Genomic DNA, 14,535 nt, shown 5'->3' on the forward strand with positions numbered 1-14,535 from the left:
ATGTTCCTACGCCTCCGCCGGTCTGTCCTCGCAAGCCCCGGGGCCACCGGGCGGGGCGCCAGGAGACCGCGGCCCGGCACGCGAACACCTCGACAAAACAGTGCGATACATCAGATTCCACCGCATCGGGTGGGTACCCGGCGGGCGAAGAACCGGCACTCGTCTAGAGGTGAAGGCAATGACCACTTCGCACGGTCCATCGATGGAGACGCACCCCGACATCGTCGACATGCGCATGCGGCACGAGATGGCCGAGCGTGCCACCAGCACCCCGCGGGGGCAGGCCGTCGGGATGCTCGCCTTCCTCACCGGCATCTACCTGGCGGCGTCACCGTGGATCACCGGGTTCAACGGTCTCTCCACCCTCGCCGTCACCAACCTGCTCGTGGGGCTCGCCTACGCCCTCCTGATGAGCGGGGGCTTCGGCCGGGCGTACGAACGTACGCACGGCATGGCCTGGGGAGCCTGTCTCCTGGGAGCGTGGACGATCATCGCACCCTGGGTGGTGGCCGGCAATGTGAGCACCACCAAGACCATCATCAACAACGTCGTCACCGGCGCCATCGCCCTCGTCCTGGCACTGGCCGCGAGCGCGGCCGCCCGGGCGGCGGAGTCGAAGAAGGCCCGGGGCGGCATGTCCGCGCCCTACACGCCCGGCCGCTGACCTGCGACCCGGCGTCGTCACCGGGCAGCCGGGGACGGCCGGAGCACCGCCGTCGCCCGGTCTGCCCGGACGTGTGACAGGTGGCCGTCCCGCGGCCCCCGCGCTGTTGCGGAGGGAAGTGGCCCGGCGTTGGAATCAAGTGTGAGGCACTTCGGAGACGCCGAGTCCGGCGGCCGGCCCGCCCCCGGGGCGTGCGCCGGCCGGAAGGGGCTCCGGAGCAACGCCCTGGGCATGTTCTCCTCGGTGGCCATGGGGCTCGCCTCCGCCGGCCCGGCGTACAGCCTCGCCGCCACGCTGGGCATCATCGTGGCCGGGGTCGGGCTCCAGGCACCCATCGTCACGATGCTGGCCTTCGTCCCGATGCTGCTGGTCGCGTACGCCTTCCGGGAGCTCAACGCGAGCAACGCCGACTGCGGGACCACCTACACCTGGGCCACGCGCGCCTTCGGGCCGCGCACCGGCTGGATGGGCGGCTGGGGCCTCATCGTCGCCAACATCATCGTCATGGCGAACCTCGCCGGGATCGCCGCCGTCTACGGCTTCCGGCTGGTGGGCCGCGACGACCTGGCGGACGACCGGCTGTGGACCACCGTGGCGGGCGTCGTCTGGATCGCCGTGCTGACCGCGATCTGCTACGTCGGCATCGAGTTCTCGTCGGCCGTCCAGCGCTGGCTGCTGGGCCTGGAAGTCGCGATGCTGCTGGCCTTCGCCGTCGCCGCGCTGATCCGGGTCTACCACGATCCGCCGCCGACGGCGCTCCACGTCTCGGCGTCCTGGTTCAACCCGTTCGAGGTGTCCTCGGCGCGGGCACTCACCTCGAGCCTCCTCGCGGGCGTCTTCATCTACTGGGGCTGGGACACCGCCTTCTCGGTCAACGAGGAGACCGTCGACAGCACCCGCGTCCCCGGCCGCGCCGCGGTCCTGTCCACCGTGCTGCTGCTGGTCGTGTACGCGCTGGTGTCCACCTCGGCGCAGGCGTTCGCCGGGGTCGGCACCACGGGCATCGGGCTCCGCAACACCCACAACTCCGACGACGTCCTCTCCGGTCTGGGCAAGGCCGTCTTCGGTGACGGCGAGACGGGACTGCTGCTGTCCCGGCTGCTGATCCTGATGGTGCTGACCTCCGCGCTGGCCTCCGCCGAGACCACCATCCTGCCCCTGTCCAGGACCGTCTTCTCCATGGCGGTCCACAAGGCGGTCCCGTCCCGGTTCGCCCGGCTGCACCGCCGGTTCCTCACCCCGACCTGGGGGACCGTCGGCATGGGGGCGGTCTCGATCGCCGTGCTGCTCCTGCTGACGGTGTTCAGCCGGAACATCCTGGCCGACTCGATCGGATCGGTCGGCCTCGCCATCGCGTTCCAGTACGGCGTCACCGGCTTCGCCTGCGTCTGGTACCACCGCAAGGTCCTCACCCGCAGCGGCAGGGACCTGGTCTTCAAGGGGCTGCTGCCGGGGCTGGGCGGGCTGACCATGTTCCTGCTGTTCGCGTACGCCGCCTTCGTGGTCTACGCGAACCCCGGGTACGGCACCACCAGCATCGACCTGCCGCTGATCGGCAGGACGGGCGGCGTCGCCGTCCTGGGCCTGGGCGCCCTGCTGATCGGGCTGCTGCTGATGCCCCTGGTCACCCGCGGCCACAGCGTGGCCCTCAAGCTCCAGCGGAGCCTGCTGCCGCGCCGCCTGCCGCGGCACACCGCCGTCGAGGCGGCGAGCCGCTACCTGCCCGCCGACAGCGGATCGGGCGTGGGCGGCGACTGGTACGACGTGATCCCGCTGTCGGGGACCCGCGTCGGCCTGGTCGTCGGGGACGTGCTCGGGCACGGCCTGCGGGCCGCGGCCACCATGGGGCGCCTGCGCACCGGTGTCCGCGTCCTGGCCCGGCTGGACCTGGCCCCGGACGAACTCCTCTCCCGGCTGGCCGACCTGGTCGAGCAGACCGTGCACGAGAGCGGCGGCGCTCCCGGCCCCGGCCGGCTGCGCCCGCACACCGACGAGGCCCTGGGCGTGAGCTGCCTGTACGCGGTGTACGACCCCGTCTCCGGCAAGTGCTGCCTGGCGCGGGCCGGAGCGCCGGCGCTGGCGGTCGTCGCACCGCGCACGGGCGTCGCCGACTGCCCGGAACTGCCGCCGGGACCACCACTGGGCCTCGCGGGCCCGCCCTACCAGGGCACGGAACTGGACCTCGCGCCGGGCAGCCTCCTCGCCCTGTTCACCGACGGCCTCCTCCAGGCGGCCGACGACCGGGACACCGGGCTCGCCGAGCTGCGCCGGGTCCTCGCCGGCGCCCACGGGCCCCTGGACGAACTGTGCGACCGGGTGGTGTCCGTCCTGCTGCCCGGCCCGGTGGACGTGGACGCCACGCTGCTCCTGGTCCGCACCCACCGGCTCGACCGCGCCCGGTTCGCCGAGTGGGCGCTGCTGCCCGACCCGGCGTCGGTGGGCACCATCCGCACGGCCGTCAGCAAGCAGCTCGGCGACTGGGGGCTGGACGACCTGGTCTTCACCACGGAACTCATCGTCAGTGAACTGGTCACCAATGCCATCCGCTACGCCGGCGGCCCCGTCCAGGTGCGCCTGATCCGCGACCGGAGCCTGATCTGCGAGGTCTCCGACACCGGCCACACCGCGCCCAACCTGCGGCACGCCGCGAACGACGACGAGGGCGGCCGGGGCCTGTACATCATCGCCCAGATGACCGACCGCTGGGGCACGCGCTACACGGCCACCGGCAAGACGATCTGGACCGAACAAGATCTGCCCGGCCCCGACGACCGGTAGCGCTCACGCCGGCTGGGGACGGGGTGCGCCGATCGCCAGCTTGGTGCGGGCGAAGTCCCGGTTGGCGGCCACCCGCTCCCGGTGCTCCTCGGGCAGTCCGCCGCCGTCCAGCAGCCGCTCGCAGCACTCCAGCGACTCGCGGTACGCGCCGGTCCAGTACGCCGACACCGCCAGCTCGTCCAGGGCCCGCCAGTCGTACCAGGCGTGCTCGACGAACAGGACGTCGGCGGGCCGGGGGAGCTCCGCGGCCCGCCGGGCGAACAGGTAGGCCAGCGGCCAGCGTTCGCCCTGGACGCGGCAGAGGTGGGCGAGTTCGCCGAGCGGTTCGGCCCGGGTGGGCCGGTACTCGTGCGCCTCCAGGAGGCGGGACATGACCTCGGGCGCCGGGTGCTCCAGTTCCCGGGCGAGCCGGGCGGCGTACAGCCGGGAGCAGAACGCCTCCTCGGCGAAGCCGCCCATGGCCGCGCGCCGGTCGTAGCCGGCGAGCGCCTTGCCGGGTTCGCCGGCGTCGCGCCAGCACTGGGCGAGGTAGAAGACGTACCGCGCGTTGTCCGGCTCCTTCGCCAGCCCGTCCTCCAGGACGGCGGCGTCGCGCAGGTACTTCGTGCGCGGGTCGCCCGTCTGGCGTCCGCCGCCGCCCATGATGACCATCCGGACGCCCTCCAGGGTCGCCCGGCTGAACGCGCTCGTGTCGCACTCCAGGTACTCGTGCAGGACGCCGACGTACCGCCAGGGCAGCCGGGTCGACACCATCGTCGGGCGCCAGTGGACGATGGGCCCGTGGCGCACCTCGAAGTCGTAGCAGTCGTGGGTCAGGTCCGGCATCGTGAAGCCGGGGTCGGTCTCCAGCACGTCGTCGGCGTCGATGAACAGCAGGTGGTGCGCGCGGTCCCGGGCCCGTTCGATCGCCTCGGTGCGGCTCAGGTCGAAGCCCTTCCACGGGCTCTCGTACAGCGTCCCGGGCAGGTCGGCGAACGTGTCGCGGATGACGTCCTGCGTCCCGTCGGTCGAGCCCGTGTCGAGGATGACCCAGGTGTCGACGAGGGGGCGTACGGATTCGAGGCAGCGCCGGATCACATGCGCCTCGTCCCGGACGATCATATTAAGGCAGACCTTTTTCATGGATTTTTCTTTCCACGGCAGAAAGGGTCGGCCGGTGAATTTATCGAGCCCGGACGGCCGGTACAAGCAGCCACCGTCGGGGCGCCGGAGATGATTTCGACCACGGATCCGGAAGGTTCTCGTGGTTGTCCCGGGACCGTTTACCTGCGGCATTCTGCTCACTTTTCCGGGTGCGGCGCGGCCCGGGGTCCGGCAGGTCCGGGGCCCGTTGCGGGTGACGGTGACGGGGTGGTCACCGTTGTTCCCGGTGCGCGGACCGGTGGACCGAACGGGGCGGCCCGGTGGTCATGGATCACGGGAGTGCTCCTCGGCTCGAAACGGCCCGGGAGCGCCGGGCCGCGTGGTCCCCCGGATTCCGGTGCGATCCTCGCCCGGGATTCCGGGACCGGCCGATCCGTACCAGCCGAACGGGGCGATTTCCCGCACGTCGGAGCGATCCGCGCCGCCCGGCGCCGCCCGCTTCGCCCCGGAAACTCCCACTCGCCCCGGCCGGAGCCGCTCGCGGCGGTCCCCGGACACGCCCGCCGGCCGGCCCGTGCCGCGTGGCCGGATCCGGAGGGGCGGTTCCGGCGTCTACCCCGGTATGGATCTCCAGAAGCCGCCGCCTCCGCCGCCCGGGCCGGCACAGCCCGAGGGCTGCCTCGTCGTCGCCGTCCGGCTGCCGGTGCGGATCGTCGTCCTCGTGCTGGTCGTGCCCGTGCGGATGGTGTGGGACGCGCTCGTCGCCACGGGGCGGCTGCTGCGGGACAGGGTGTTCCGGCCGCTCGGCCGGGCGCTGCGGCACTGGGTGCTCAGGCCGCTCGGCCTGGCCCTGCTGTGGACCGGGAAGGCCCTGTTCGTCTGGCCGTTCGTGGGGCTGTGGCGGTACGTCCTGGTCCCCCTCGGCACGGCGCTCGCCTGGCTCGTCCGGGTCCTGGTGGCCCTGCCCGCGGTGTGGTTCCACCGCCACGTCCTCACCCCCGCCGGGCGTGCCCTCGTCCGGCTGGCGCGCGGTGCGGGCGCCGTCCTCGCCTGGGTGTACGCGCGCGTGCTGTGCCCGGCCGGCCGGGGCGTCGCCTGGCTGCTCAAGGGCCTCGGCGCGGTGCTGGCCGCCGTCGGGCTCGGCGGGTACACGGCCGTCGCCTGGCTGGTGCGGTACCTGCTCGTCGTACCGGCCCGGTGGCTGTACACCTGGGTCCTCGCGCCCGTCGGGCGGGCCGCCGCCTGGTGCGCGCGCGGTCTCGGGGCGCTGCTGGGCCTGCTCGTCACCGGGACCGGAGTGGCGCTGTACTGGACCGCCCGCGTCCTGTTCGTGCTGCCCGCGCTCGTGCTGTGGCGCCGGGTCCTCGCGCCCGCCGGCCGGTTCGCCGTGTTCCTCGCCCGCGAGGCGGGGGAGGCGTTCGGCCACGCCTGGCGGGTGGCCGGGCACGTCTCACGGGCCGTCGGGCGGGCCCTCGGGACCCTCTTGCGGTGGCTCGTCGCGGAACCGGCGCGCTGGGTGTACCGGATGGTGCTCACGCCGGTCGGGCACGCGGTGCGGGCCGCCGTCCTGCGGCCCGCCGCCGCGGCCGCCCGGGCGGCCGGCCGGATCGCGCGCGAGGCCCTGGCCTCGGCCCGCGACACGGTACGGCAGGCCCGCGCGGAGGCCCGCCGCATGCTGTTCGGCGCGCCCCGGCAGCCGGTCGCGGCGGACCGGCGGGAACCCGAGGCCGTCGACACACGTACTCTTGGTAGGAGTACGACCGCACTCACGAAGGACTAGGACACTGGGCAAGCGACAGCCCGAAGGCCCGCCGCCCGCACCCGCGGTGCAGCGCATCCGACTGCGCTACACCAAGCGCGGCCGCCTGAGGTTCACCAGCCACCGAGACTTCCAGCGCGCCTTCGAGCGGGCGCTGCGCCGCGCCGAGGTGCCCATGGCGTACTCGGCGGGGTTCACACCGCACCCCAAGGTGTCGTACGCCAATGCCGCACCCACCGGCACGGGCAGTGAGGCGGAGTACCTGGAGATCGCGCTCACCGCGCCGCGCGACCCCGAGGGCCTGCGCGTCCTCCTCGACGAGTCGCTGCCCCCCGGGCTCGACGTGACCGAGGCGGTCGAGGCACGCACCCCGGGCCTCGCCGACCGGCTGACGGCCTCCGTGTGGGAGCTGCGGCTGGACGACGTCGACCCGGCCGAGGCCGGGCGCGCGGTCGAGTCCTTCAACCGGGCCGGGACCGTCGAGGTCCAGCGGACGACCAAGAACGGCGTCCGCACCTTCGACGCCCGCCCGGCCGTGGTGAGCCTGGAAACGCTCGATGTACCGGCTGATAGGCCGACCGACCGGCCCTGTGCGATACTGCGGCTGGTTGTTCGGCACGTGACGCCTGCCGTTCGACCCGACGACGTCCTGTCCGGTCTCCGCGCCGTGGCCGACCTGGCGCCGCCGGTCCCCGCAGCGGTGACCAGGCTGGCGCAGGGGCTGTTCGATGAAGAGACCGGCACGGTGACCGACCCGCTCGCGCCCGACCGCGAGGCAGCCGGGGCCCTGAGGGCCGTACCTGCTGCCGCCGCGACGGCGCCGACGCCGGAAGGTCCCGCGTAGGGACGGACGTCGTAGCGCCGCCCTCGTACTCGGGAGCCACCTGGGTCGGGCAGCGCACCGACCAGAAGACTTTCGCCAGGCCGTACCGACAAGGCGTACGGAACCGGCGAGACAGGACACAGAGTGCTCCCGTGTGGCGCCCGCGCCCCGGACGGCGGCCACCGCGCATCGCGCGGGCCGCGGACGTCAACGGTGGACGGCCCTTCGAGACCGCCGCCGGACCGGGCGCGGCGCCCGGGAGCCTGACGGGAGAAACGCCCGCATGCTCGAACCGACCGAACCCAACGAGGGTTCCGAACTGAACACTCCCAGCGACACCCTGCCGCCGCGCAGGCGTCGCCGAGCCGCCTCCCGCCCGGCGGGTCCGCCGGGTGCCGCCGAGGCGTCCGCCGAGGTCACCGTGCCCGCCGTACCGGCGGCCGGGACCGACGAGCTCACCGAGGCGACCGGGACCGACGAGACCGAGGAGACGGCCGAGGCCGCCGCCGAGGCCCCCGTGGCGGAAGCGGCCGCCGAGGAGCCGGCGCCCGCGCGTCCGCGTCGCCGTGCCACCCGCCGCGCCTCCGCCCCCACCGGCGCTCCGACGTCCGCCGAGGCCGCCGAGACCGTCGTACCGGCCGCGTCCGCCGCCGAGCCGGCGCCCGCCGCCGTGGCCGAGGCCGGCGAGGTCGTCGTCGGCGAGGAGGCCGCCCCCCGCCGCTCCCGGCGCCGGGCCACGCGCAGCGTGTCCGCGCCCGCCGCCCCCGCGGAGACCTCTGCGGAGACCCCCGCGGCGGAAGCCGCCCCCGCCGAGGCCCCCGTGGTGGAGGCGGCCGCCGAGGAGCCGGCGCCCGCGCGTCCGCGTCGCCGTGCCACCCGCCGCGCCTCCGCCCCCACCGGGGCTCCGACGTCCGTCGAGGCCGCCGAGACCGTCGTACCGGCCGCGTCCGCCGCCGAGGCCGAGAAGGCTCCGGAGCCCGCCGCCGAGGCCGTGGAGGAGGCGCCCGCCGAGCCCGCGCGTCCGCGTCGGCGTGCCACGCGCCGTGCGTCGGCGCCCGCCGGTGTCCCGAAGGCCGAGGAGGCCCCGGACGCCGTTGTGGCTGCCGAGCCTGTGGCCGTCCAGGAGACCGAGCCCGCCGCCGAGGCCGTGGAGGAGGCGCCTGCCGAGCCCGCGCGTCCGCGTCGGCGTGCCACGCGCCGTGCGTCGGCGCCCGCCGGTGCCCCCAAGGCCGATGAGACCCCGAAGGCCGAGGAGGCCCCGGCCGCCGAGCCGGAGGCCGTCCGGGAGACCGAGGCCGTCGCCGAGGCCGTGGAGGAGGCGCCCGCCGCCGAGGAGGCCGCCCCGCGCCGTACCCGCCGCCGCGCCACCCGCCGGGTGTCCGCGCCCGTCGGCGCGCCGCAGGGTGAGGAAACCGCCGGGACTGCGGCCGAGCAGGCCCCGCCCGCCGACAGCGCGCAGCCGGAGACCCCCGCGGCCGCCTCCGAGCCGGTCCCCGCCGCCCAGGCCCCGCAGGCCGCCGAGCCGGCCGCCGCCGAGTCCGCCGCGCCGCGCCGCAGCCGGCGCCGGGCCGTCCGCGCCGCGTCCGGGTTCTCGGAGCCCGCCCGCGCCGCCGAGGCCGAGGGCACCCGCAAGCCCGCCCGTCCCGCCGTCGCCGTCTTCCAGGCGCCGGTGTTCGCCGAGCCCAGGTTCCAGACCCCCGAGCGGGCCGCCGCCGAGGCCGCCGGCGTGGTCGCCGAGCCGGAGGAGACCGAGGAGACCGAGGAGTACGCGGAGGAGCGCGCCGAGGCCGGCGCCCGCCGCCGCCGGCGCCGCCGCGGTGCCGCCGCCGAGGACACCCGGCCGGCCGGGACGGCCGCCGAGGAGGAGCCGGAGGAGGCCGAGGAGGCCCCGGAGTCCGCCGAGGACCTCGCCGAGGGCGAGGAGGGCGACGACACCGACGACACCGAGGGCTACGAGGAGTCCGGTTCGCGCCGCCGGCGCCGCCGGGGCGGACGACGCCGCCGCCGGGGTGACGCGGGCGAGGGTGACGGCGAGGCCGACGAACTGGCCGCCGAGCAGGCTGCGCAGGACGCCGAGGACACCGCCGAGCAGGAGGAGGAGGACGCCGACGACAGCCGGGGCGAGGACTCCGGTTCCAGCGCGAGCCGCCGCCGGCGCCGCCGTCGCCGCCGGGCCGGGGACAGCGGCCCCGACGCCGAGCCGTCCACCGACGACCCGGAGCGCACGGTCGTCAAGGTCCGCGAGCCGCGCAAGGCGAGCGAGCCGTCCGACGAGGTGCAGTCCATCAAGGGCTCGACCCGTCTGGAGGCCAAGAAGCAGCGCCGCCGGGAAGGCCGTGAGCAGGGCCGCCGCCGCGTCCCGATCATCACCGAGGCCGAGTTCCTGGCCCGCCGCGAGGCCGTCGAGCGCGTGATGGTGGTCCGCCAGCACGGCGAGCGCACGCAGATCGGCGTCCTGGAGGACGGCGTGCTCGTCGAGCACTACGTCAACAAGGAGCAGTCGACCTCGTACGTCGGCAACGTCTACCTGGGCAAGGTCCAGAACGTGCTGCCGTCGATGGAGGCCGCCTTCATCGACATCGGCAAGGGCCGCAACGCGGTGCTGTACGCCGGTGAGGTCAACTTCGAGGCGCTGGGCATGGCCAACGGCCCGCGCCGCATCGAGTCCGCCCTGAAGTCCGGCCAGTCGGTGCTCGTCCAGGTGACGAAGGACCCGATCGGCCACAAGGGCGCCCGCCTGACCAGCCAGGTCTCCCTGCCGGGCCGCTACCTCGTGTACGTCCCCGAGGGCTCCATGACCGGCATCAGCCGCAAGCTGCCCGACACCGAGCGGGCCCGGCTGAAGACCATCCTCAAGAAGATCGTCCCCGAGGACGCGGGCGTCATCGTGCGCACCGCCGCCGAGGGCGCGAGCGAGGACGAGCTGCGCCGGGACGTCGAGCGACTCCAGGCGCAGTGGGAGGACATCCAGAAGAAGGCCAAGAGCGGCAACGCCCCGACGCTGCTCTACGGCGAGCCGGACATGACCGTCCGGGTCGTGCGCGACATCTTCAACGAGGACTTCTCCAAGGTCGTCGTCAGCGGTGACGACGCCTGGTCGACCATCCACGGGTACGTCGCACACGTCGCCCCGGACCTGGCCGGCCGGCTGTCGAGGTGGACCTCCGAGGTCGACGTCTTCGCCACCTACCGGATCGACGAGCAGCTCGCCAAGGCCCTGGACCGCAAGGTCTGGCTGCCCAGCGGCGGTTCGCTGGTGATCGACCGGACCGAGGCGATGGTCGTCGTCGACGTCAACACCGGCAAGTTCACCGGCCAGGGCGGCAACCTGGAGGAGACGGTCACCAGGAACAACCTGGAGGCGGCCGAGGAGATCGTGCGCCAGCTCCGGCTGCGCGACCTCGGCGGCATCATCGTGATCGACTTCATCGACATGGTCCTGGAGTCCAACCGCGACCTGGTGCTGCGCCGCCTGCTGGAGTGCCTGGGCCGGGACCGTACGAAGCACCAGGTGGCCGAGGTGACCTCGCTGGGCCTGGTCCAGATGACCCGCAAGCGGGTCGGCCAGGGCCTGCTGGAGTCCTTCTCGGAGACCTGCGTCCACTGCAACGGCCGCGGTGTCATCGTCCACCTCGACCAGGCCACCACGAACGGCGGTGGCGGCAAGCGCAAGAAGCGCGGCCGGGGCGGCGAGACGCAGGAGCACGTGCACGAGACCGCCGCCGTGGTGGTCGAGGCCGTCGAGCCCGAGGTGCAGACCGCCGCCGAGGTGGCCGCCGAGGTCGCCGAGCCGGTCGCGCTGCCCGCGCCCGACTTCGCGCCGGACGAGGAGCTGTACAGCAGCGTCGCCGAGGCGGAGGCGGCGGCCACCCGTGGCCGTTCGCGCCGCCGGACGAGCCGCCGGGCGTCGGCTCCGGCGGGCGCGCCGAAGGCGGAGAAGGCCGCGCGGGGCGAGGCTTCCCGCGAGCGGGCCGCCCGGGACGAGGCGCCGCAGGCCGAGGCCCCCGCGGAAGCGGTCCCGACCGCGCAGGACGTCACCGCCGAGGAGGCGGCCGCGCGTCCGGTGCTGCCGGAGCCGGCCGCCGAGGTGCTGGCCGAGCCCGTGGCCGCCGAGGACCAGGTGGTTCCGGAGCCGCAGGCCGAGACGCCTGCCGCCGAGGAGGCGCCCAAGGGCCGTACGCGCCGCAGGGCGACCCGCAAGGTGTCGGCCCCGGCCGGCTCCCCCGCAGGCGCCGAGACGGCCGTGGTGACGGTCCCGGAGGCCGCGCCCGCGGCCGAGGCGCCGGCCGGGCGTCCCGCTCCCGTCGCCGAGGCCCCGGCCGAGGAGGCGCCCGCCGAGAGCGCCGCCGCGCCGGCCCGCCCGCGCCGCCGTGCGGTGCGCAAGGCCACCGCGCCGACGGCGTCGGAGGAGGCGGCCGTGGTCGTCGTCCCGTCGGCCGCCGCCGACGAGGCACCGGCGGCCGAGGCCGCGGTGACCGGGGAGGCGGCTGCCGCCGCACCCGTCACCGAGGAGGCGGTCGCCGGTGAACCGGCCGCCGAGGAGGTCGCGCCGGCCAGGAAGACCGCCCGCAAGACGGCGGCCAAGAAGGCCACGGCGAAGAAGACCACCGCCAAGAAGACCGCGGCCAAGAAGACGGCCGCCAAGAAGACGACGGCCAAGAAGGCGACGAAGACCGCCAAGACGGCCGCCGCGAAGTCGACGGCGAAGAAGACCGCCACGGTCTCCACCGCCGACGACGAGGGCTGACGCCCACGGTGTGCGGCCGGCCCGGTCATCCGTGACCGGGCCGGCCGCACACCGCCGGGCCCGCCGGAAGTGACGGGCCGCACAACCACGGGGCCCGGTTTGACCCCCTCGGTCGTGGCCCCGTAACCTTGACCGTCGGCGTGTCACTGAACACGCCACATCCCCGTAAACCTCATTCCTCCCGGGCGCGAGATCGGCCCGGGAGAGGTTGTCCGTGGTGTTCCTGGACGGCTGGCCTGCGGGGGTGCCGTTTCTTCGAGCGAAAGTGAGATCCGCGTGTACGCCATCGTGCGCAGCGGTGGTCGCCAGCACAAGGTTGCTGTCGGCGACATCGTTGAGGTTGACAAGATTTCCACTGCCAAGGTTGGCGACACGGTCGAGCTCTCGACCCTGCTCGTTGTCGACGGCGACGCTGTGACCAGCGACCCGTGGGTGCTGGCCGGCATCAAGGTCCAGGCCGAGGTCGTGGACCACCACAAGGGCCAGAAGATCGACATTCTGCGCTACAAGAACAAGACCGGCTACCGCCGTCGGCAGGGCCACCGCCAGCAGTACACGGCGATCAAGGTCACGTCGATCCCCGCGGCTGCGAAGTAAGGGACTGAGGAGACATGGCACACAAGAAGGGCGCATCGTCCACCCGGAACGGTCGCGACTCCAATGCCCAGCGGCTCGGCGTGAAGCGCTTCGGCGGTCAGGTCGTCAACGCTGGTGAGATCCTGGTCCGTCAGCGCGGCACCCACTTCCACCCCGGCGCCGGTGTGGGCCGTGGCGGCGACGACACGCTGTTCGCCCTGCAGGCCGGTGCGGTGGAGTTCGGTTCCCACCGTGGCCGCAAGGTCGTGAACATCGTTCCGGTCGCCTGAATCGACTGATTCGGCACCGAACGCTTTCGCGAGGCGGACCTCACTTCCCGGTCGGGAAGGCGGGTCCGCCTTTCGCGTGTTAACACGAAGACATATCCGCACGACCCCCGGCCCCGGCCGGGGGACCCCCAGGAGGCACCGAACCATGACCACCTTCGTGGACCGCGTCGAGCTGCACGTCGCCGCGGGTAACGGAGGCCACGGCTGTGCCTCCGTCCATCGCGAGAAGTTCAAGCCGCTCGGCGGCCCCGACGGCGGGAACGGCGGCCGGGGCGGTGACGTCATCCTGACCGTCGACCAGTCGGTCACGACGCTGCTGGACTACCACCACTCCCCGCACCGCAAGGCCACCAACGGCAAGCCCGGCGAGGGCGGCAACCGGTCCGGCAAGGACGGCCAGGACCTGGTCCTGCCGGTGCCGGACGGCACGGTCGTGCTGGACAAGGCGGGCAACGTGCTCGCCGACCTGGTCGGCCACGGCACCTCGTTCATCGCCGCCCAGGGCGGCCGGGGCGGTCTCGGCAACGCGGCGCTGGCCTCCGCCCGCCGCAAGGCGCCCGGTTTCGCGCTGCTCGGCGAGCCCGGCGACCTCCAGGACGTCGTCCTGGAGCTGAAGACCGTCGCCGACGTGGCGCTCGTCGGCTACCCGAGCGCCGGCAAGTCCTCGCTGATCTCCGTGCTCAGCGCGGCCAAGCCGAAGATCGCCGACTACCCGTTCACCACGCTGATCCCGAACCTGGGCGTGGTGACCGCCGGTTCCACCGTCTACACCATCGCCGACGTGCCGGGGCTCATCCCCGGCGCCAGCCAGGGCCGCGGCCTCGGCCTGGAGTTCCTGCGGCACGTGGAGCGGTGCAGCGTGCTGGTGCACGTGCTGGACACCGCGACGCTGGAGTCCGACCGCGACCCGGTCTCCGACCTCGACGTCATCGAGGAGGAGCTGCGGCAGTACGGCGGCCTCGGCAACCGTCCCCGCATCGTCGTGCTGAACAAGATCGACGTGCCGGACGGCAAGGACCTCGCCGAGATGGTCCGCCCCGACCTGGAGGCGCGCGGCTACCGCGTCTTCGAGGTGTCGGCGGTGGCGCACACGGGTCTGCGGGAGCTGACCTTCGCACTGGGTGAGCTGGTCGCCGGGGCGCGTGCCGCGAAGCCCAAGGAGGAGGCGACCCGGATCGTCATCCGGCCCAAGGCCGTGGACGACGCGGGCTTCACCGTCGTCCGCGAGGAGGTCGGCGGCGAGCCGCTGTTCCGGGTGCGCGGCGAGAAGCCCGAGCGCTGGGTCCGCCAGACCGACTTCAACAACGACGAGGCGGTCGGCTACCTCGCCGACCGGCTCAACCGCCTCGGCGTGGAGGAGCGGTTGATGAAGGCGGGTGCCCGTTCGGGCGACGGCGTCGCCATCGGCCCCGAGGAGAACGCGGTCGTCTTCGACTGGGAGCCGACGGTCATGGCCGGTGCGGAGATGCTCGGCCGCCGTGGCGAGGACCACCGTCTCGACGAGTCCCGGCCCGCGGTCCAGCGCCGCAGGGACAAGCAGGCGGAGCGGGACGAGGTGCTCCGGCAGTACGACGAGTTCGACCCGTTCGAGTAGGCCGGGCACCGGGGCCACGACCCGTTCGAGTAGGCCGGGCCCCGGGGCCACCCGCCGGCGACGGCGGGCGGCCCGCCCTGGCGAACCGGACCGGGCGGGGCCCCGCGGGGCCCCGGCCCCCCCCCCCCCGTGGCCGGTGCCCTCGCTACTCGGGCCCCCGGCCGGGGCCCCCGCCGGCGCCCGGGGGGCCGGGGGGGGGGCGGGGGCGCCAGATGGACCCT

The 14,535-nt window shown here is 74.3% G+C and carries 9 protein-coding genes; 8 read left to right on the forward strand and 1 reads right to left on the reverse strand.

Features of this window, described 5'->3' with window-relative positions; translation table 11 throughout:
- Window positions 1-202: 202 nt before the first annotated feature.
- Together ACZ4K2_RS28160 and ACZ4K2_RS28165 are read left to right on the forward strand one after the other, a co-directional pair.
- Window positions 203-664 carry an SPW repeat protein gene (locus tag ACZ4K2_RS28160; RefSeq protein ID WP_467477098.1) on the forward strand — a complete coding sequence of 154 codons (462 nt, stop codon included), beginning with the start codon at window positions 203-205 and terminating at the stop codon, window positions 662-664.
- Between the two features lie 141 nt (window positions 665-805).
- Window positions 806-3,442 (forward strand): amino acid permease, encoded by a 2,637-nt coding sequence (locus ACZ4K2_RS28165; RefSeq protein ID WP_467477101.1) that lies wholly within the window; start codon window positions 806-808, stop codon window positions 3,440-3,442.
- A 3-nt stretch (window positions 3,443-3,445) separates the two neighbouring features.
- Here ACZ4K2_RS28165 and ACZ4K2_RS28170 read toward each other — a convergent pair whose 3' ends face one another.
- Window positions 3,446-4,564, reverse strand: coding sequence for a tetratricopeptide repeat-containing glycosyltransferase (locus ACZ4K2_RS28170; protein ID WP_467477105.1), 1,119 nt, complete (start codon window positions 4,562-4,564; stop codon window positions 3,446-3,448).
- A 583-nt stretch (window positions 4,565-5,147) separates the two neighbouring features.
- Here ACZ4K2_RS28170 and ACZ4K2_RS28175 point away from each other — a divergent pair.
- The 6 genes from ACZ4K2_RS28175 to obgE all read left to right on the forward strand — a co-directional run bounded on the left by ACZ4K2_RS28175 (window position 5,148) and on the right by obgE (window position 14,314).
- Entirely contained in the window at window positions 5,148-6,305 is a 1,158-nt protein-coding gene (locus ACZ4K2_RS28175) for a hypothetical protein (RefSeq protein ID WP_467477107.1), read from the forward strand.
- A 46-nt stretch (window positions 6,306-6,351) separates the two neighbouring features.
- Window positions 6,352-7,128: a TIGR03936 family radical SAM-associated protein gene (locus tag ACZ4K2_RS28180; RefSeq protein WP_467477110.1), complete on the forward strand. Its 777-nt coding sequence runs from the start codon at window positions 6,352-6,354 to the stop codon at window positions 7,126-7,128.
- Between the two features lie 262 nt (window positions 7,129-7,390).
- Window positions 7,391-11,854 carry an Rne/Rng family ribonuclease gene (locus ACZ4K2_RS28185; RefSeq protein ID WP_467477113.1) on the forward strand — a complete coding sequence of 1,488 codons (4,464 nt, stop codon included), beginning with the start codon at window positions 7,391-7,393 and terminating at the stop codon, window positions 11,852-11,854.
- A gap of 276 nt (window positions 11,855-12,130) precedes the next feature.
- On the forward strand, window positions 12,131-12,451 hold the full coding sequence (gene rplU / locus ACZ4K2_RS28190) for a 50S ribosomal protein L21 (protein ID WP_030749991.1): 321 nt from the start codon (window positions 12,131-12,133) through the stop codon (window positions 12,449-12,451).
- A 14-nt stretch (window positions 12,452-12,465) separates the two neighbouring features.
- Window positions 12,466-12,720, forward strand: coding sequence for a 50S ribosomal protein L27 (gene rpmA / locus ACZ4K2_RS28195; RefSeq protein WP_061922958.1), 255 nt, complete (start codon window positions 12,466-12,468; stop codon window positions 12,718-12,720).
- Window positions 12,721-12,865: 145 nt separating this feature from the next.
- Window positions 12,866-14,314, forward strand: a complete 1,449-nt coding sequence (gene obgE, locus ACZ4K2_RS28200) for a GTPase ObgE (RefSeq protein WP_467477116.1) — start codon at window positions 12,866-12,868, stop codon at window positions 14,312-14,314.
- The last annotated feature ends 221 nt before the right edge of the window (window positions 14,315-14,535 follow it).

Source organism: Streptomyces sp. NPDC025833, assembly GCF_055558055.1.